Source organism: Pseudoxanthomonas sp. LARHCG66 (assembly GCF_052871755.1).
The window spans coordinates 393,312-412,492 of record NZ_JBIXJW010000004.1 but is presented as its reverse complement, the minus strand read 5'-3'; the positions used below and the strand labels follow the sequence as shown (position 1 = coordinate 412,492).

The window sequence follows — 19,181 nt, the reverse complement described above, 5'->3', positions numbered from 1 at the left end:
CACGTCGCTCCTACAACGAGCCTGCCGAGATCACGTGGCTCAGCCGGTGGCGCTGCCCGGGCTCCAGTTCGATGGCGTCCTCGCCGGCATTCGCGGGTTCCAGGCAGACAAAGTTCCGCCAACCATCGTCGGGCAGATCGGCGATGTCGCGTGCGCTGGCTTCACCCGGATTCCACACCACCAGCGACCGGCTGCCGAACGTGTCCAGGCGAATGCGCCTGCTTGCCACCGGGTCGAGGAGATCGAAGCGGTGGCCGGTGCCGGCGTAGATGCGGTCGCTGCGGCCGGGATCGCGCGGGTCGTGCAGCGACCAGGCGCCGGATTGCACGTGCGTGTCGCCGTCGTACTTGTCCGCGTAGCGCAGGCCATCGAGACCGGTGACCTGGACCCGGGTGGCGTCCGCCACGCGGAAATAGGTGTGCAGCGCCTGCGTCAATCGATACGGTGCGTCGCCACGATGCAGGGTATCGATGCTCTGCCGCAGCTCACGGCCGACATGCACCGACATCTGGAGTTCCAGCGGCACGCCATCGCGCACCGGCAAGGCGAGCTTGAGTACCACACTGCCATCGCCTTCGCGCCGCACGTCGGTCAGCGGCCAGCGCGAGATGCGTGCATGGCCGTGCTGGGGTGCATCATCCGGCTGCCCCTGCCGACCGAAGTACGGCCAGCACACCGGCACCCCGCCGCGGATCGCCTTCGGCGGCATCGCGGTGATCGGCGACACCCACAGCAGGTCGTCAAATCCGTCCGGCTCGAACGACACGACCTGTCCACCGTGCAGGCTCAGGCGCGCGATGGAGAATGGCGTGTCCACCCGCAACACATCCAGGCCCTGCCAGACCTCGCGGGTAACGCCTTCGGGCAGTGCACTCACGGGATGACGGACTCCGGCAGCGTTGCGGGCGGCCCTTCCGCGCGCAGGGCGGCGAGTATCTTCGCGCCGGCACGACCGTCTGCAGGCTGCAGACCGAGACGTTGCTGCTCCAGGACGATGGCGCGTCGGGTCTGCGTACCGATCATGCCATCGGCCGTTCCGATCGCGTGGCCACGCGCCAGCAACAAGGTCTGCAGTGCGCGTCGCTCCGGACGTCCGAGGCCGGGATCATCCGTCGGCCACGCGGCGACCAGCCCCCCGCTGCCACGCAGGCGGTCGGCCAGCAGCGCGATCGCCAGCGCGTAGCTCTCCGCCGCGTTGTAGGAATAGATCGCATCGTAGTTCTTGAACACGAGGAAGGCGGGGCCGCCGATGCCCGTCGGCACCAGCACGGCCGCGGCGCGATCATCCGCCGGCAACGGCTGGCCATCGATGCGGGCGATGCCTTGCGTCACCCACTCGGTCAGTGGCCTGCGGTTCGTGCGTCCGGCCTGGGCAAGATCGAAGCCGGCGGGCAGCTTCACTTCGTAACCCCATGGTTCGCCCGTGCGCCAGCCGGACTTCACCAGGTAGTTCGCTGTCGAGGCCAAGGCGTCGGGAATGCTGTCGATGAGATTGCGGCGGCCGTCGGCATCGAAATCCACGGCAATGCGTTCGTAGGTGCTGGGCATGAACTGCGTATGCCCGAACGCGCCCGCCCACGAGCCGGTCAATCCATCGGCGCGCACGTCGCCAGCTTGCAACAGCTTCAACGTGGTCAGGAATTCGCCGCGGAAGAATGCCTGGCGCCGCCCGAAGCACGACAGCGTGGACAGCGATACCAGCAGCGGCCGCTTGCCGAACACGCGGCCGTAGTCGCTCTCCACGCCCCACACGGCGACGACGGTGGCGGCATCGACCCCGTAGGCAGTCGCCACGCGCTCCAGCAGTTCGCGGTGCGTCGCCAGCATCGTTGTTCCATCCGCCACGCGCTGCTCATCGACCAATGCCGCCAGGTAGTCCCACAGCGGCGTGGTGAACTCCGGCTGCGCATCCAGCAGATCCAGCACGCTCAAGTCGGCAGCCAGCTGTTGCGCATGGGTGTCGAAGGTGGTCGTGGTGATGCCCTGCTTCTCGGCAACGCCGCGCAGGCTGGCCATGCAGGCGGTGAATGCCGGGTCGGCGGCGACCGGCGGGGTGACCGGTGGAGTGGCCGGTGGTGTCTGCGCTGCCACGGGGGCCGCGACCATCAACGCCAGCCAGAGAACGGATGCTTGCGAGGTCATGACGGCCTCCCTGGCCTTCGGGGGAGCGATCACTTTGCCTTGCGAAGACATCGAAGCCAAGCCGGTCATTCATGACGCACGTGACCTACGTTGCCGCCGGCATGCGGCAATCGAAGCGTCAGCGAACGACCACCTGGTACTCGACCACTTCCACCGGCGGCACTGTTTCCCACGACCGCCGATAGACCATCCTCACCGTGGCCTCGCCCGGCTTCTCCGCGCGGAACCACCAGCGCGCGATGGATGGCGCACCCGGCATCGGCGGTTGGGTATCCATCGGCGGTGGCGTGGCCGGCCCCGTGGTCTTCGCCAGCACAGGGGAACCATCGGAAGCGAATTCCCACTGGTAACCCGTACTGGCATTGGCCGTCAGGGCGATCTCCAGCACCTGGCCCACGCGCATCGTCACCGGCGCGTCGCCTTGCGGGCGGACCAGGCCGTCGTCGGGCAGCGCATCCGTGGGCGGGTCGGTGCCGATGGCCGTCCCGCTGGCGCAGGCGGACAACAGCGTGCACAGGCATAGCGTCGGCAACCACTTCATCGTCGCGTCCTCCCTGGAGACGCCGCCCTTATACACCCGGTCTTTAGGCGCCGTCCGTAGAATGGCCGCATGAGCACCCCCCAGGATTCCTCGCTGGGTCGCGAGGTCGCGTATCCCGCGCATTACGACCCCACCCTGCTGTTCCCGATCCCGCGCCAGGCCGCGCGCGACGAGATCGGCATCGCCGCCGAAGCGTTGCCCTTCGTCGGCCATGACCGCTGGCATGCGTACGAACTGAGTTGGCTGGACGCCCGGGGCAAGCCCCGTGTCGCGACGGCCACCCTAACCGTCCCGTGCACCTCGCCATGCCTGATCGAGTCGAAGTCGCTCAAGCTGTACCTCAACTCCCTCAACAGCACGCGCTTCAACAGCGATGCCGCCGTGCTGGAACGCATCGCCACGGACCTGTCGGCGCGGGCCGGCGCGGATGTGGGCGTGGTGCTCGGCCTTCCACCGATGGCGGAAGCACCCGAGGGTGAATCGATCGATGAGCTGGACGTGGAGATCGACCATTACGGCCCGCCGCGTGCCGAGTTCCTGGCCGCCGATCCGGAAGAACAGGTCGAGGAAGTGCTGTCGTCCGGATTGCTGAAGTCGAACTGTCCGGTCACCGGGCAGCCGGATTGGGCGACCGTGGTCATCCGCTACCGTGGCCCGCGCATCGACCGTGTCGAGCTGCTGCGCTACCTGGTCAGCTTCCGCGACCACGCCGAATTCCACGAGCAGTGCGTCGAACGCATCTTCCACGACGTGCAGGCGCACTGCCGTCCTTCGTCGCTGTCCGTCGAAGCGCGATACACGCGGCGCGGCGGTTTGGACATAAATCCATGGCGGGCGACGCCCGACGTGGCTGCACCGCTCATGAAGCGCGACGTACGACAGTAAAGTTACTCACGTAACAATAGAGCTGTTTTCACACTCGCGCTATGGATTCTTAACAGGGCGCGTGCAAGTCTTGCTCATCCCACAGCCCGCCAGGAAGGGTGGTTGCAATGAGCACAGAAAAGAAGGCCGACTTCTCTGGCGTCACCGCCAGCGTAGACAGCACGGCTCCCCAAGTTGAGAAAGCTGATTTCTCCGGTGTAACGGCTCGCGTAGACAGCACTGCCGAAATCGTCGGAGAGCAGACCTACACCATCGAGAAGGGCGACACCCTCTCCAAGATCGCTAAAGAGCATCTCGGTAGCGCCAACGCGTGGAAGCAGATCTTCGAAGCCAACCGCGACACCATCGACGATCCCGACCGCATCTTCCCCGGGCAGGTCATCAAGCTGCCGCCGAAGCCCGCCGACGCCTGATCGCCACTCCACTTCATCCACAAGGATCGAACCCATGAAGCAGAATCGTATGTCCTACGCACTGGCCGCCGCGCTGGTCGGTACCGTCGCCCTGGTCGGCTGCAAGAAGAAGGAAGAACCCGTCGTCGCGCCGCCAGCCGTCGTGGAGCCAGCACCCGCACCTGCACCCGTTGAGCCCGCCCCGGCACCGGTCAGCGCCACCAGTGTCACGGTGGGCAGTACCGCCGCAGCTGACAAGTCCGTGGCTGCCGTCGGCATGTTTGGCGTCAAGGACAAGATTATCGTCTCGGTGAAGACCGATGCCGCAACGCCAGCCAATGCCGCGATCGACGCAAAGTTGACGTTCCAGGACGGTCAGGTGGCCGGTCAGCAGACGGCAACTGTGGTGGCGGGCGGCGTGGATACGACCAACATCGAGTTCACCAACGCCAACGCTTGGCCCGCCGGCAAGTACAAGGTCGACGTGACCTTGAATGGCCAGCCGGTCGGCATGACCCAGGAAATCGAAGTCAAGTAATCCGCAAGGCAAGTCTCTCTCCCACATGTGTGGGGCAAGCTCGGGCGTGGAGGAATCCACGCCCGCTTTTTTTGTCTGGCGCCTACCACGGGCGGTTCCAGTCGCAACCTTCCGGACACCCGCCGCTGTCCCGGGACAGCCGGGCACACCATCCATACCCCCTCGTTTTGCCCTGCGTGCGGCGGCGCGCGACAATGGCGTGCTGATTTCCCCATCGCCCCTTGTCGAGAGTCCTGATCCCCATGTCGGATACGCCCCGCATCATCTACACCCTCACCGACGAAGCCCCGTTCCTCGCCACCCAGTCGCTGCTGCCGATCGTCGAGGCATTCACCAAACCCGCCGGCATCGCCGTGGAAACCCGTGACATCTCGCTGGCCGGCCGCTTGCTGTCGCAGTTCCCCGAGTACCTGGGCGACGCGCAGAAGATCAGCGACGACCTGGCCGAGCTCGGTCAGCTGGCGACGCAGCCGGAAGCCAACATCATCAAGCTGCCCAACATCAGCGCCTCGGTGCCGCAGCTGAAGGCCGCGATCAAGGAACTGCAGGCACAGGGCTACCCGCTGCCGGACTACCCGGACGAGCCGAAGGACGACAAGGAAAAGGACGCCAAGGCACGCTACGACAAGGTCAAGGGCAGTGCCGTCAACCCGGTGCTGCGCGAAGGCAATTCCGACCGCCGTGCGCCGCTGTCGGTGAAGAATTTCGCCCGCAAGCATCCGCACCGCATGGGCGCGTGGAGCGCCGACTCGAAGTCGCACGTCGCCCACATGGCATCCGGTGACTTCTTCGGCAGCGAACAGTCCGCCACGCTGGCTGCGGATGGCGCGCTGAAGATCGAACTGGTCGCCAACGACGGCACGGTCACCGTGCTGAAGGACAAGGTGAAGGTGAAGGCAGGCGAGATCGTCGATGCCGCCTCGATGAGCCGCAAGGCGCTGGCTGCGTTCATCGCCGCCGAGATCGCGGATGCCAAGGCGAAGGGCGTGCTGTTCTCGCTGCACCTGAAGGCCACGATGATGAAGGTCTCCGACCCCATCATGTTCGGCGTGGCCGTCAACGAGTTCTACCAGGCCGCGCTGGCCAAGCATGCCACCGTGCTGGAGCAGATCGGTTTCGATGCCAACAACGGCATCGGCGACCTGTACGGCCGCCTGGGTGCACTGCCGGCGGAGCAGCAGGGGGCCATCAAGGCCGACCTGCAGGCCGTCTATGCCGACAGCGCCGCCGTGGCGATGGTCAACTCCGACAAGGGCATCACCAACCTGCACGTGCCGAGCGACGTGATCGTCGATGCCTCGATGCCGGCGATGATCCGCGACTCCGGCAAGATGTGGAATGCCGAGGGCAAACTGCAGGACACCAAGGCCGTCATCCCCGACCGCTGCTACGCCGGCATCTACCAGGCCGTGATCGACGACTGCCGAGCCAACGGCGCGTTCGACCCGGCCACGATGGGCAGCGTGCCCAACGTCGGCCTGATGGCGCAGAAGGCCGAGGAATACGGCAGCCACGACAAGACCTTCCAGATCCCGACCGACGGCACCGTGCGCGTCACTGCCGACGCCGGCAAGGTCGTGTTCGAGCAGAAAGTGGAAGCCGGCGACATCTGGCGCATGTGCCAGACCAAGGACGCGCCGATCCAGGACTGGGTGAAGCTGGCCGTCGGCCGCGCGCGCCTGAGCAAGACGCCGGCGATCTTCTGGCTGGACAAGGCCCGCGCGCACGACGCGCAGGTGATCGCCAAGGTGGAGCAGTACCTGAAGGACTACACCATCGACACGCTGGACATCCGCATCCTGCCGCCGGTTGAGGCCATGAAGGTGTCGCTGGAGCGTACCCGCAACGGCGAGGACACCATCTCGGTGACCGGCAACGTGCTGCGCGACTACCTGACCGACCTGTTCCCGATCATGGAGCTGGGCACCAGCGCGAAGATGCTGTCGATCGTGCCGCTGATGGCCGGCGGCGGCCTGTTCGAGACCGGCGCTGGCGGCTCCGCGCCGAAGCACGTGCAGCAGTTCCTGGAAGAGGATTACCTGCGCTGGGATTCGCTGGGCGAATTCCTCGCGCTGGCAGCATCGCTGGAACACCTGGGCCAGCGCTACCTCAACACGCCGGCCAAGGTGCTGGCCAACGCGCTGGACGTGGCCAACGGCCGCATCCTCGACGAGAACCGCTCGCCGGCACGCAAGGTGGGCGAACTCGACAATCGCGGCAGCCACTTCTACCTGGCCCTGTACTGGGCGCAGGCCTTGGCCGCCCAGGACGAGAATGCGGAGCTGAAGGCGAAGTTCGCCCCTCTGGCAACGCTGCTGGCCGACAACGAAGCGACCATCCTTGCCGAACTGAACGGTGCGCAGGGCAAGGCGCTGGATATCGGTGGCTACTACCACCCGAACCTGGCGAAGACCGCGGCCGCGATGCGCCCCAGCAAGACCCTCAACGACGCACTGGCGACGCTGTCGGCCTGAGTCCACGGCGTCACCGCTGCCTCCAACGCCCGGCTTTTGCCGGGCGTTGTGTTTCCAGTCTGCGATCTCCACTGTAGGAGGGCGTCAGCCCCGACAGGAACAACGTTGGATCGGCCGTCGGAGCTGGTTTTCAACAGCCGAAGGGCTGGTCAGCCCTTCCTACAGACCGGTTGCGACACGATGGAAGACACCCGTGACATCCTGCTGTTCTCGTACGGCACGCTGCAGCTGGAGAGCGTGCAGCGGTCGTCGTTCGGCCGCCGGCTCGAGGGCGAATCCGATGCGATGACCGGCTACACGCAGACGCTGGTGGAGATCACCGACCCCGACGTGCTGGCCGCCAGCGGCGAACGCTTCCATCCCATCGTCAGCCCCAGCGACGATCCGTCTGACGCAGTCGCCGGCACCGTCTTCCGCATCAGTGCCGAAGAACTCGCGGCCGCCGACCGCTACGAGGTCGCCGATTACCGGCGCGTGCAAGTGCGCCTGGCGTCCGGCCGCGACGCCTGGGTGTACGTGAAGGCGTGAGTCAGAGCGCATTCCGCCACCCGTTGTAGGAGCGGCCTAAGTCGCGACTGCGCGGCTTGGCCGCCGGACCGTTTGCGAGAACGGAAGGATTCCGGTCGCGACTCACGTCGCTCCTACAGGGCGATCTTTCCTTGACGCTGGTCAGCGGAACAACGACAGCGAGGTCATCGTGCGCAGCCGACGCGCGCTGAGTCGTTCCAGCGCAAGCAGGTGCCGGACCTTGCCCGCCGCATCATGCACGTGGTGGCGGTGGTCTTCCTGTGCCTGCGGAGGCGCGATGGAATGGACGACATGACCCTGCAGGAACAGCATGCCCTGACTCATGCCTCCCAGCTGCTGCCACCATTGCTGCCTGGTTTCGGATTGCATGGCTTTGCTCCGTTGCGCCGGCGTCCGGCTTGAAGGACTACCAAGGTAGAGGCATCATCGGCCTTGAAAAAGCGAAAGCTCCGCAACCCAGACTTGAGGTGGATTCAAGATGAGTCGGCTACCGCTGGACCAGGTGGATGCGTTCGTCACCGCTGCCCGCCTGCGCAACCTGACGCGTGCGGCGGAAGCCATGCACCTCACCGTCAGTGCGTTGAGCCATCGCATGCGGCTGCTGGAACAACGGCTGGGCCACAAGCTGCTCGCGCGAGGCCCGCGCGGCGTGGAGCTCACCCCGGACGGGCAGCGGCTGTTCGACGCCATCTCCGGTCCGCTCGACACCATCGAGCACGCACTGCGTCGCGCGACGTTGCGCAACGACCACATGGTCACGCTCAGCCTGATTCCGTCGATGGCCACGGCGTGGCTGGTGCCACGCCTGCCGGAGTTCCTGGCGGAACATCCCGAGTTGGGCCTCAACCTGCAGTCGAGCACGCACGTGGTCGATTTCGAGCGCGAACCGGTGGACCTTTCATTGCGCCTGGGCGGTGGTCGATGGCCGAACGTGCACGCAGAGTTCCTGTTCCACGAATGGATCACGCCGGTGGCCAGCCCGGCGCTGGTGAAACGGCACGGCAAGCCGGCGCCGGACCAGATGGCGAAGCTGCCGCTGCTCGGTGATCCCGCCAATCGCTGGAAGGACTGGTTCGAACACTTCGGCGGGCAGCCGCCCGCGCGCTACGTGGCGCAGTTCGACGACACCGAAACCCTGCACCAGGCCGCCGCGCAGGGCGTCGGCGTCGCGCTCGCGCGCTGGACGCTGGCCGAGCCGCTGGTGAAGGCAGGCCGGCTGGTGACGCTGACGAAGAAGCGCCTGCAGGCCGATTTCGCCCACTACCTGGTCTATCCCGAGCGCAGCCTGGCGCATCCCGGCTTCCGCACGGTGCGCGGATGGTTGCTGGAACAGGCCGGCGTCGCGGTGGAGCGATGACTCCAGTGCGCGGCGGCTAACATCGCGTCATGGTCCATGCCGACGCCATCGCCCGCCTGATCCACGATGCATTCGCGGATTACCATGCACGCTTCGCGGAGATCACGCGGCGGGCGAAGGTCCGTTTCGAGACGGCGGACTGGTCCGGTGCGCGCACCGATGCGGTGGAGCGCATCGAACTGTACGACCAGTGCATCGCCGAATGTGCGCTGCGGCTGCAGTCCTTGCTGCTGGGGCAGGCGCACGACCGCGCATCGTGGATCGCGGCACGCACCGCGTTCGAGCAGCTCATCACCGGACAGATCGACCGGGAGCTCTACAAGACGTTCTACAACACGCTGAGCCGGCGCTTCTTCCGCACCCGCGGCGTGGATCCCGCACTCGAGTTCGTGGCGCTGGACGTGGAGCCGACCGACGCCATCACCCATCCCGTCGCGCGCCACAGTTATGCCGTGTCCGAGCAGCGTCCCACGGACACGTTCGCGCGGGTGCTGGCGGACTACGGGTTCGAGGTGCCTTACGCGCATCGCACCCGCTGTGCCGCCGCCATTGCCGTGCGCCTGCAGGACGATCTTGCGCACTGGGGCGCGAATCCGGTGCGCGGCATCGAGCTGCTCGACACCGTGTTCTACCGCGAACGGCGCGCCTACCTGGTCGGCCGCGTCTTCGGCGAACACCGGTTCTCGCCCTGCGTCATCGCCCTGATCAACGACGGCGGACAGCTGAAGGCCGAAGCGGTGCTGACCCATCGCGGCGATGTGGCACACCTGTTCGGCACCTCGCGCAGCTACTTCCATGCCGACCTGACCACCGTGGGCGATGCGGTGGTGTTCCTGCGTTCGCTGTTGCCGGGCAAGCCGATCGACGAGATCTACACCGTGCTGGGTCGCGCCAAGCAGGGCAAGACCGAGCGCTACCGCACCTTCTTCCATCACTTCGCCGCGCATCCCGACGAGCGGCTGGTGCATGCCGAGGGCACGCCGGGGATGGTGATGGCGGTGTTCACGCTGCCAAGCTACCCGCTGGTGTTCAAGGTGATCCGCGACCGCTTCGCCTATCCCAAGGCGATGAGCCGGCAGGACGTGGAGGACAAGTACGACCTGGTCTTCCACCTGGACCGCGTCGGCCGTCTGCTGGATACACAGGCATTCCGGTTCCTGCGCTTTCCGCGCGCGCGCTTTTCACCGGAGCTGCTGCGCGAGCTGCGCGAAAGCTGCGGCCAGAGCCTCAGCGAGGATGGCGAGGACCTGGTGATCCACCTGTGCTACGTGCAGCGACGGCTGCGGCCGCTGAACCTGTACCTGCGCGAGCAGAAAGCCGATGCCGCGCGCGCCGCCGCACTCGACTATGGCCAGGCGATCAAGGACATGGCCCGCAACAACATCTTCCCCGGCGACATGTTGCTGAAGAACTTCGGTGTGTCGCGCCATGGCCGCGTGGTGTTCTACGACTACGACGAACTGCGCCTGGTCACGGACTGCCGGTTCCGCGACTGGCCGCAGCCGACCACGTACGAGGAACAGATGGCGGATGCCCCGTGGTTCCACGTGGACGCGGGCGACGTGTTCCCCGAGCGGTTTCCGCAGTTCCTCGGCCTGCCCGATGCGCTGGCGAAGGCACTGAAGGCGGCGCATGCCGATCTGTTCCGCCCGGCATGGTGGCGCGACGTCCAGTCGCATCTCGGTGCCGGTGATTACCCGGATACTGCGCCGTATCCGGATGCGTTGAGGCTCGCGTGATGGCACGCATGCCCCCGCAACGGGCATCGCGCTACCCTAGTCGCCACGTGGAGAACGGCTTCCCGCCATGAGTACCTACCGCCTCGATTCGATCTTCAGGCCACGCGCCGTGGCGGTGGTCGGCAGCCAGTCGCGACCACGTTCGGTCGGTCGTGCGGTGATCGAGAACCTGCGCGCCGGTGGCTTCGAGGGCCAGATCGGGCTGGTGAACAAACACCCGACGCCGATGGACGGCATTGCGACCGTGCGGCATCTGCGCGACCTGCCGTGGACACCGGACCTGGTGGTGATCGCCACGCCGGCGGCGACCGTGCCGCAGCTCGCAGCCGAGGCGGCCGAGAAGGGTGCCGGCGCGGTGGTGGTGCTGACCGCGGCGATGGGCAGCGGCCCGGGTTCGCCCGCCGCGCAACTCGAAGCCCTCACGCGCGAGAAAGGCCTGCGCGTCCTGGGTCCGAATTGCCTTGGCGTGATCGCCCCGCATGCGCGCCTCAACGCCAGCCTGGCCAGCCGCTTCCCGAAGGCGGGTGACCTCGCGCTGATTTCGCAGTCGGGTGCCATCTCCGGCGGCCTGGTGGAATGGAGCATGAGCCAGCCGGTCGGCTTTTCCGCCGTGGTGTCGTTGGGCGATGCGCTGGACGTGGACTTCGCCGACCTGCTGGATTACTTCGCCACCGACCACCGCACGCGCGCCATCCTGCTGTACGTGGAAGCCATCCGCGACGCACGCAAGTTCATGTCGGCCGCACGCGCCGCCGCACGCACCAAACCGGTGGTGGTGGTGAAATCCGGCCACAGCGGGCGCGCGCAGGTCACGCCGGCCGGCAGCACGCACACGCAGAACCTGGCACGCCCCAACGCGGTCTACGGCGCCGCATTCCGTCGTGCCGGACTGCTGCGCGTGCGCTCCCTGCACGAACTGTTCGCCGCCGCGCGCACGCTGGGCCAGGTGCGCCCGTTCCAGGGCCGGCGGCTCGCCATCCTGACCAACGGAGGTGGCGTCGGTGCACTGTCCGTCGATCACCTGTACGAACAGGGCGGCACGCTGGCCACGCTGTCCGATGCCACGCGCGATGCACTGGATCGCATCCTGCCCGTGGGCTGGTCGCGCACCAATCCGGTCGACCTGCTGACCGACATCGATGCAGACCGTTACGCCGCCACCATCGAAGCCCTGCTCGCCGATCCGGCCAACGACGCATTGCTGGCGGTCAACGTGCCGACGGTGCTGTCCTCGTCCTCGGAGGCGGCCGACGCGGTCACCCGCGTGCTTTCGCAACGCCCGGCGCAGGGGCCGCGCAAGCCGGTCTTCACTGTGTGGCTGGGCAACGATCCGCAGGCCGAAGCCGTGCTCGACGCCGCGCAGGTGCCGCGCTATCCGAACGAATCCGACGCCGTCGCCGGCTTCATGCACCTGGTCCGCCACCGCGAGGTGCAGGCCGCGCTGATGGAGACGCCGCCCAGCCTGCCGGAAGATTTCAGTCCGGACGTCGCCACCGCGCGGGCCCTGGTCGATGCTGCACTCGATGCCGGACAGACCTGGCTGGATCCGCTGGCGACGACGCGGCTGCTCGCCGCCTATGGCATCCCGATGGCCCCCGTGTGGCGGGCCGCCGATGCCGAGGACGCCGCGCGCATCGCCGCGCCGTTGCTGGCCGAGGGCACCACGGTCGCGGTGAAGATCCTTTCTCCCGACATTCCACACAAGTCCGATGTCGATGGCGTCCGCCTCAACCTGCCCCATGCCAACGCGGTGCGCGAAGCGGCCGCCAACATCCTGCAGCGCGCGCGCGAACGGCGGCCGGACGCCCGCATCGAAGGCGTGCTGGTGCAGCCGACGGTCCTGCGGCCCAAGGCGCGCGAGCTCATCGCCGGCATCGCCGACGATCCGGTGTTCGGGCCGGTGATCGCCTTCGGTCGCGGCGGCACCGCGGTCGAAGTGATCAACGACCAGGCCGTCGCCCTGCCGCCGCTGGACCTGCGCCTGGCCCACGAACTGATCGCGCGCACCCGCGTGTCGCGCGTGCTGAAGGCCTACCGCGACGTGCCGGCGGCCGACGAACGCGCGGTCGCGCTGGTGCTGGTCAAGCTGGCGCAACTCGCCGCCGACATCCCGGAGATCCAGCAACTGGACATCAACCCGCTGCTGGCCGACCGCGATGGCGTGGTGGCGGTGGACGCGCGCATCGCGGTCGCGCGCGGTCGGGTGCTGCACAAGGGCCGTGGTCATCCGCGCTTCGCGATCTTCCCGTATCCCACGGAGTGGGAACGCACGATCCTGCTCGCGGATGGCCAGCCGGCGCTGGTGCGTCCCGTGCGGCCCGAAGACGATGCGATGTTCCGCGCATTCTTCACCCACGTCACCGACGAGGACCTGCGCCTGCGTTTCTTCCAGTCGGTGCGCCACTTCAGCCATGAGTTCATCGCGCGGCTCACCCAGCTGGACTACGCGCGCTCGATCGCGCTGGTCGCGGTGCATCCGGACACGCACGAGATGCTCGGCGCGGTGCGCCTGCACGCCGACGCGAACTACGAGAAGGGCGAATACGGCATCCTCGTGCGCTCCGACCTCAAGGGCCATGGCATCGGCTGGAAGCTGATGCAGATCATGATCGAGTACGCGCAGTGGCAGGGCCTGAAGCTCATCGAAGGCCAGGTGCTGCGCGAGAACCGCACCATGCTGGCGATGTGCGAGAGCCTCGGCTTCCAGGTGAAGCTGGATCCCGACGATCCGACGCTGATGAACGTCAGCCTGCCGGTGCCCTGAGACGGGTAGGTTTTTGCCGTCACCCCGCTAAAGCTTCACCACCACCTTGCCGAAGTTCTCCCCGCGCAGCAGGCCGATCAGCGCGCGCGGCGCGTTTTCCAGGCCCTCCACGATATCCTCGCGCCAGCGGATCTTTCCTTCGGCCAGCCAGCTGCCCATCTCGCGCAGGAACTGCGGATAGAGCGCGATGAAATCGTACTGGATAAAACCGCGCACGGTCAGGTGGCGGGTCAGGATCTGGCTCATCAGCAACGCCATGCGATCGGGGCCGCCCGGCAACGTCTTGTCGTTGTAGTGCGCCACCAGCCCGCAGACCGGGATGCGGGCGAAGTCGTTGAGCAGCGGCAACACGGCGTCGAACACCGCACCACCGACATTCTCGAAATAGACGTCGATGCCGTCCGGACATGCCGCGCGCAGTCGCGCCGCGAAATCCGGCGCGCGATGGTCCAGCGCGACATCGAAACCGAGTTCGTCGCGCAGGTAGGCGCACTTGCGTTCGCCGCCGGCGATGCCGACGGTACGGGCGCCCTGCAGCTTCGCGATCTGGCCCACGGTCGCACCGACCGGTCCGCTGGCCGCGGCGACCACCACGGTTTCGCCTGGCTTCGGCTGGCCGATCTCGTGCAGGCCGACATAGGCGGTGAACCCGGGCATGCCATACACGCCCAGCGCGGTGGTCAGCGGTGCGACGCGCGCATCCAGCTTGCGCTTGAGCGTCCCGCCATCGGCCACGGCATGCGTCTGCCAACCGCCGTGCGCCAGCACCATGTCGCCGGGCTGCAGGTCGGGGTGGCGCGAGACGATCACTTCCGACACCGTGCCGCCATCCATGACCTCACCGATCTCGATCGGTTTCGCATACGACCGGCCTGCGTTCATGCGCCCGCGCATGTACGGGTCAAGCGACAGATAGCGGTTGCGCAGCAGCACTTCGCCTTCCGCGGGGGCAGGCATCGCCGCTTGTTCCAGGCGGAAGTCTTCGAGGGTCGGTTCACCTTGTGGGCGTGCGGCCAGCACGACGCGGGTGGTATGGATCGCATTCTCTGTTTCCACATCCTGTCTCCATGGCCGCCGACGCCCGCCAGTCTACTCGCCGCTGCACGTCCGGATGCGATGAAGCGTGCACGGCCTGCGGTGGCCGCCATGCCGGCTGAACATGCCGCGTGCTAGTCTCCGCGCACCTTTCTGGAGGGCTCACGCATGACGACTCGCATTCCGCTGTCCCTGGCGCTCGTGGCGGCGCTGGCTGCCTCGCAACCCTTGTTCGCTGCATCGCCGGCCAAGCCTGCCGATGCGACGCAGTCGCTGTCCGCTGCCGATACGGTTGCGCTGGACGCCGCGCTGAAAGGCGAATGGCGCGACCCGAAGAATGCAGCGCGCGACGTCCATCGCCACCCGAAGGAAACCCTGTCGTTCTTCGGCGTGACGCCGACGCAGACCGTGGTCGAGATCACGCCCGGCGGCGGCTGGTACGCGGAAATCCTCGGCCCCTACCTGAAGGCGGGAGGCCAGTATGTCGCCGCCGTGGTCGATCCTGCCTCGGTCGCCGAGAAGAGCCGCAATTACTACCAGCGCAGCGTGGACGGCCTGCAGAAGAAGTTCACCGACGGGCCCGCGCAGTTCGACAAGGCCACGATGGTGAAATACAACCCCGCCGCGCCGGTATTCGGCACCGCAGGCTCCGCCGATGTCGTGCTGACCTTCCGCAACGTGCACAACTGGCGCAGCGCGCAGCAGGCGGAGGGCATGTTCAAGGGCTTCTTCGACGTGCTCAAGCCCGGCGGCGTGCTGGGCGTGGTGGAACACCGCGCGAACCAGGACGTGGCGGCGGACGACGACTCCGGCTATGTCAGCGAGGCTCAGGTCATCGCGCTGGCGGCGGCGGCGGGCTTCCGCCTGGATGCGAAGAGCGAAGTGAACGCGAACCCGAAGGACACCAAGGACCATCCGAATGGCGTGTGGACCCTGCCGCCGTCCAACAACCATCCGGAAGCGGACCGCGCGAAGTACCAGGCGATCGGCGAGAGCGACCGCATGACGCTGCGGTTCGTGAAACCGCAATCCTGATCTCGCCGCTGGCGGCGCCACGTCCCGCATGGGCGTGACGCCGCAGTTCCCTGGTCTTCCATGCTGATTGCGTTCAACAAACCGTTCAACGTGCTCTGCCAGTTCACCGATCGCAGCGATCCGCCGCGGCGGACGCTGGCGGAATTCGGCCTGCCGCCCGACGTGTATGCCGCAGGGCGACTGGACTACGACAGTGAAGGCCTGCTGCTGCTCACCGACGACGGCACGCTGGCGAACCGGCTGACCGATCCGCGCCACAAGCAGCCGAAGACGTATTGGGTCCAGGTGGAAGGGGTGCCCACTGATGGGCAACTCGAGGCGCTACGCCACGGCGTGGTGTTGAACGATGGCCCCACGCGGCCCGCGCGGATCGAGCGCCTCGAACCCGCGCCAGCCTTGTGGCCACGGGATCCGCCCGTGCGCTACCGCAAATCGGTACCGGACACATGGCTGGCAGTGACCATCACCGAAGGTCGCAATCGCCAGGTTCGCCGCATGACGGCGGCGGCGGGCGTGCCGACGTTGCGGTTGGTCCGCGTGGCGATGGGAGACGTGCGGCTGGACCGATTGGCGCCCGGCCAGTGGCGCGAGGTGTAGGACGTGGAAGAACCGCATCGCCCCGTGGGAGCGATGCGGGACCGGACACAGGAACGCGCTGGGTCAGTCAGCTCTCCGCCGAATGCGACGCCGTGCTCCGGGGTTTGCGCGGCGTGCCGGTCTTGCGCGCCGTGGAGGTCTTGCCAGCCCCGTTGACCTTGCGCGCTTCGACGCGGCGCGACTTGCCCTCGATCGGCGCATTGGCCTGGTCGCGCTTGCGCTTGCGGTAGGCGACCAGCGCCAGCAGGCCCACGCCAATGCCGGTGGCCACCGCGACGGCAGGATTGCGCCGCACGAAATTCACCGCGAGCTTGCCGCCGGTCCTGGCGACGCCCAGCGCGGCTCCCGTCTGCAGCAGCCTGTCTGCACTGGGCACGGCGTGCCTGAGGCTGGTGCCCGCCTGGCTTGCCAGTTCGAGTGCGCGGTCGGTGATGGTGGTCAATTTGCTCATGATGCCTTCCCTGAAGGTGGGTAACGGGATCAGTGTCCATGGAGGGATGTTCAAGGCGCGTTAGCACTACGCCGCCGGGCTGGCCCCCGGCTGAACGGATCAGGTGCCGCGAGGCTTGGCGCGATGGGTCGCCTGCGCACTCCACGGATCATCCGGCCATGGATGTTTCGGATACCGCCCTTTCATTTCCTTCTTCACCTCGGCGTAAGTGGAGTTCCAGAAGTTGCGCAGGTCCGAGGTGACCTGCAGCGGTTTGCCGCCTGGCGACAACAGGTGCAGCAGCACCGGCACGCGACCATCCGCCACGCGCGGGGTGTCGGCGAGGCCGAACAGTTCCTGCAGCTTCACCGCCAGTACCGGCGGGTGACCGTGCGCGTACTCGATACGGCGCTCCATGCCCGACGGCACGATGATGCGTACGGGCGCCAGTTGATCGATGCGCTGCCGCAGCGACCAGTCCATGCCTGACTTCAGCGCATTTGCCAGCGCGTCCTCTTCCAGCGCGTCGAGCCGCGTCTTGCCGGCGAATGCGGGCTTGAGCCAGTCGTCGAGCGTGGCCATCAGCGCGTCGTCGCCGACATCGGGAAGACCCAGCTCCGGCATCCACTCGCGCAGACAGCGCACACGCTCGCGCCATTGCCGCAGCGACTCGGGCCAGGGCAGCGCGTCCAATCCCAGTTCGCGCACGGCGTCCGTCAATGCCGCCGCCGCGAGCGCGGGATCGACGCGTCCAGCCGGGCGTGCATCAAAGACGATCTGGTCGAAGCGCGATTCGCGTTGCGCCACCAGCGCGCGACGCGACGCATCCCAGCGCACGGTGTCCTCGGTGACGAAGCGGTCGGCGAACTCGGTGCGCAGGCGTTTCTCGTCCACGGGCGCGCCGCGCTGGATCAAGGCGTCGCGTGCTTCGTAACGCAGTTCGCTGGCGACGATCCAGGGTTCGCCGAACAGCGCGCTGTCGTCGAACAGGCGCGCCGTGCGCCCGTTCGCCAGTTGGTAGCGACGCGGATCCTGCGGATGCTGGGTACCGATGCGGTCGGGAAAGGCATGCATGAGCACATCGCCGAGACGGTGCGCTTCGAGGGACGAGGGCGGCGGTGCGTCTTCGCGGATGCGGCGGCGCCACTGCTTCGCGGCGGCATCGATGGCAGCCAGTCCGGTGCGATGCGCTTCGTGCGGTGCACGCCCCATGCGGAACGCCGCCAGCGCCCGCCAGCGTGCGGCCAGGGCATCGCCCCCCATGCGCAAGGGATCGCGCGCCTCGACGAGCGCGGCCAGATCGGCGGCCAGCGCGCGATCCTCGGCTCCCGTCGCCGACAGCAGCATCGCGGCCAAGCGCGGATGGGTGCCCAGTGCCAGCATGCGCTTGCCCAGCGGGGTGATGGCCTGCGACGCGCTCAGCGCGCCAAGACGAGCCAACAGATCCCGCGCGGCGTTCAGCGCGCCCGGCGGCGGTGCATCGACGAAGCGCAGGTCGTCACTGCCCCAGGCGGCCAGTTCCAATGCCAACGAGCCCAGTTCGACCAACGCGATCTCCGGACGGCGCTGCGGATCGAGCCGCTGCGACGGCGGCCACAGCCGGTAGGCCCAGCCTTCGGCCACGCGGCCGGCACGACCGGCGCGCTGATCCGCGGACGCCTGCGAAATGCTGGTCACTTCCAGGCGCGAGAAGCCACTGTTCGGATCATAGGACGGCTCGCGCGCCAGTCCGCTGTCGACCACCACGCGCACGCCCGGCAGCGTCACCGATGATTCGGCCACATTGGTGGCCAGCACCACGCGACGGCGGCCCTGCGGATCGGATTGCAGGGCTTCGGATTGTTTCTCCACCGGCAGTTCGCCATGCAGGGCGAGGACGACGACGTCCTGCGGCAGGACGCCCGCCAGCATCGCCGCCACGCGCGCGATCTCGCGCTGGCCCGGCAGGAATACCAGCACGTCGCCGGGATGCGCCTGCACGGCCCGTTCAATCGCCCGGCGCGCCTGTACCTCGATCGTCTCGTCCCGGCGGGCAGCGAAGTGGGCGACCTGGACGGGATGACCGCGACCCTCGCTGCTCAGACGCGGCGCGTCGAGGAACCGCGCGAGCTTCTCGCCATCGAGCGTGGCGGACATGACCACGATGCGCAGGTCCTCGCGCAGCTGCGCCTGCACGTCCAGTGCCAGCGCCAGGCCCAGGTCGCCGGCGAGGTGGCGTTCGTGGAACTCGTCGAAGAGGATCGCGCCGACTTCCTCCAGCATCGGGTCATCCTGGATCATCCGGGTCAGGATGCCCTCGGTGACGACTTCAACGCGGGTCTTCAGTCCGACCTTGTTCTCGAACCGGATGCGGTAACCGACCGTGTCGCCGACGGCCTCACCCCGCTGCTTCGCCATGAAGCCGGCTGCCGCGCGCGCGGCCACGCGGCGCGGCTCCAGCATCAGGATCTTCTTCCCTTGCAGCCAGGGCTGGTCCAGCAACGCCAACGGCACCTGCGTGGTCTTGCCGGCGCCGGGTGGCGCCTCCAGCACAAGGCGCGGGTGGTCGGACAGGCTGCGGACGATGTCCGGCAGCAGCGGCGTGATCGGGAACGTGGGCGACGGCATGCGGCGCAAAGGATAAACGCATGCGGTCCCACTGTAAGAGCGACGTGAGTCGCGACCGCACGGTTCTGCACACTCACAACGGGGTCAGCCACGACGCTACCAAACGACCCTGTTCTT

General features: G+C 67.4%; 17 protein-coding genes. 10 read left to right on the top strand and 7 right to left on the bottom strand.

All coding sequences use genetic code 11. The features are described 5' to 3' along the window. Positions 1–10 precede the first annotated feature (10 nt). The 3 genes from ACIPRS_RS14680 to ACIPRS_RS14670 form a co-directional block, all read right to left on the bottom strand. A complete protein-coding gene (locus ACIPRS_RS14680) occupies positions 11–877 on the bottom strand; it encodes a D-hexose-6-phosphate mutarotase (RefSeq protein WP_446539051.1) in 867 nt (288 codons plus the stop codon). Then, positions 874–2,142, bottom strand: coding sequence for a lytic murein transglycosylase (locus ACIPRS_RS14675; protein WP_446539050.1), 1,269 nt, complete (start codon positions 2,140–2,142; stop codon positions 874–876). Before ACIPRS_RS14675 ends, ACIPRS_RS14680 begins: the two co-directional genes overlap by 4 nt. Before the next feature lie 118 nt (positions 2,143–2,260). Further along, complete coding sequence (locus ACIPRS_RS14670) at positions 2,261–2,683, bottom strand: protease inhibitor I42 family protein (protein ID WP_446539049.1); 423 nt, start codon at positions 2,681–2,683, stop codon at positions 2,261–2,263. A 69-nt stretch (positions 2,684–2,752) separates the two neighbouring features. Here ACIPRS_RS14670 and queF point away from each other — a divergent pair, with 69 nt between their 5' ends. The 5 genes from queF to ACIPRS_RS14645 all read left to right on the top strand — a co-directional run bounded on the left by queF (position 2,753) and on the right by ACIPRS_RS14645 (position 7,500). Beyond that, a complete protein-coding gene (queF, locus tag ACIPRS_RS14665; protein ID WP_446539048.1) occupies positions 2,753–3,568 on the top strand; it encodes an NADPH-dependent 7-cyano-7-deazaguanine reductase QueF in 816 nt (271 codons plus the stop codon). A gap of 107 nt (positions 3,569–3,675) precedes the next feature. Further along, positions 3,676–3,981: a LysM peptidoglycan-binding domain-containing protein gene (locus ACIPRS_RS14660; protein WP_142122826.1), complete on the top strand. Its 306-nt coding sequence runs from the start codon at positions 3,676–3,678 to the stop codon at positions 3,979–3,981. Positions 3,982–4,015: 34 nt separating this feature from the next. Continuing rightward, positions 4,016–4,498 carry a hypothetical protein gene (locus ACIPRS_RS14655; protein WP_337732807.1) on the top strand — a complete coding sequence of 161 codons (483 nt, stop codon included), beginning with the start codon at positions 4,016–4,018 and terminating at the stop codon, positions 4,496–4,498. 242 nt (positions 4,499–4,740) lie between these two features. Further along, positions 4,741–6,972 (top strand): NADP-dependent isocitrate dehydrogenase, encoded by a 2,232-nt coding sequence (locus tag ACIPRS_RS14650; protein ID WP_446539047.1) that lies wholly within the window; start codon positions 4,741–4,743, stop codon positions 6,970–6,972. A gap of 180 nt (positions 6,973–7,152) precedes the next feature. After that, positions 7,153–7,500: a gamma-glutamylcyclotransferase family protein gene (locus tag ACIPRS_RS14645; RefSeq protein WP_446539046.1), complete on the top strand. Its 348-nt coding sequence runs from the start codon at positions 7,153–7,155 to the stop codon at positions 7,498–7,500. 141 nt (positions 7,501–7,641) lie between these two features. Here the strand turns inward: ACIPRS_RS14645 and ACIPRS_RS14640 are convergent, their stop codons facing one another. Beyond that, positions 7,642–7,869, bottom strand: coding sequence for a hypothetical protein (locus ACIPRS_RS14640; protein WP_446539045.1), 228 nt, complete (start codon positions 7,867–7,869; stop codon positions 7,642–7,644). A gap of 109 nt (positions 7,870–7,978) precedes the next feature. Between ACIPRS_RS14640 and ACIPRS_RS14635 the strand changes: the two genes are divergently transcribed. The 3 genes from ACIPRS_RS14635 to ACIPRS_RS14625 all read left to right on the top strand — a co-directional run bounded on the left by ACIPRS_RS14635 (position 7,979) and on the right by ACIPRS_RS14625 (position 13,360). Next, positions 7,979–8,857 carry a LysR substrate-binding domain-containing protein gene (locus ACIPRS_RS14635; protein WP_446539044.1) on the top strand — a complete coding sequence of 293 codons (879 nt, stop codon included), beginning with the start codon at positions 7,979–7,981 and terminating at the stop codon, positions 8,855–8,857. Positions 8,858–8,886: 29 nt separating this feature from the next. Next, complete coding sequence (gene aceK / locus ACIPRS_RS14630; protein WP_446539043.1) at positions 8,887–10,596, top strand: bifunctional isocitrate dehydrogenase kinase/phosphatase; 1,710 nt, start codon at positions 8,887–8,889, stop codon at positions 10,594–10,596. A 67-nt stretch (positions 10,597–10,663) separates the two neighbouring features. After that, entirely contained in the window at positions 10,664–13,360 is a 2,697-nt protein-coding gene (locus tag ACIPRS_RS14625; protein WP_446539042.1) for a bifunctional acetate--CoA ligase family protein/GNAT family N-acetyltransferase, read from the top strand. Between the two features lie 27 nt (positions 13,361–13,387). On the opposite strand, the gene ACIPRS_RS14620 is transcribed toward ACIPRS_RS14625, so the two are convergent. Continuing rightward, positions 13,388–14,416 (bottom strand): NADP-dependent oxidoreductase, encoded by a 1,029-nt coding sequence (locus tag ACIPRS_RS14620; protein ID WP_446539041.1) that lies wholly within the window; start codon positions 14,414–14,416, stop codon positions 13,388–13,390. A gap of 147 nt (positions 14,417–14,563) precedes the next feature. Between ACIPRS_RS14620 and ACIPRS_RS14615 the strand changes: the two genes are divergently transcribed. Both ACIPRS_RS14615 and ACIPRS_RS14610 read left to right on the top strand, forming a co-directional pair. After that, complete coding sequence (locus ACIPRS_RS14615; protein ID WP_446539040.1) at positions 14,564–15,430, top strand: class I SAM-dependent methyltransferase; 867 nt, start codon at positions 14,564–14,566, stop codon at positions 15,428–15,430. Between the two features lie 60 nt (positions 15,431–15,490). Continuing rightward, positions 15,491–16,027, top strand: coding sequence for a pseudouridine synthase (locus ACIPRS_RS14610; RefSeq protein ID WP_446539039.1), 537 nt, complete (start codon positions 15,491–15,493; stop codon positions 16,025–16,027). 67 nt (positions 16,028–16,094) lie between these two features. Here ACIPRS_RS14610 and ACIPRS_RS14605 read toward each other — a convergent pair whose 3' ends face one another. Beyond that, the gene (locus tag ACIPRS_RS14605; protein ID WP_225591191.1) at positions 16,095–16,478 is read right to left on the bottom strand and encodes a hypothetical protein; all 384 of its coding nucleotides are present in this window, start codon (positions 16,476–16,478) and stop codon (positions 16,095–16,097) included. Between the two features lie 99 nt (positions 16,479–16,577). Beyond that, positions 16,578–19,064, bottom strand: a complete 2,487-nt coding sequence (gene hrpB, locus ACIPRS_RS14600; protein ID WP_446539038.1) for an ATP-dependent helicase HrpB — start codon at positions 19,062–19,064, stop codon at positions 16,578–16,580. Between the last annotated feature and the right edge of the window lie 117 nt (positions 19,065–19,181).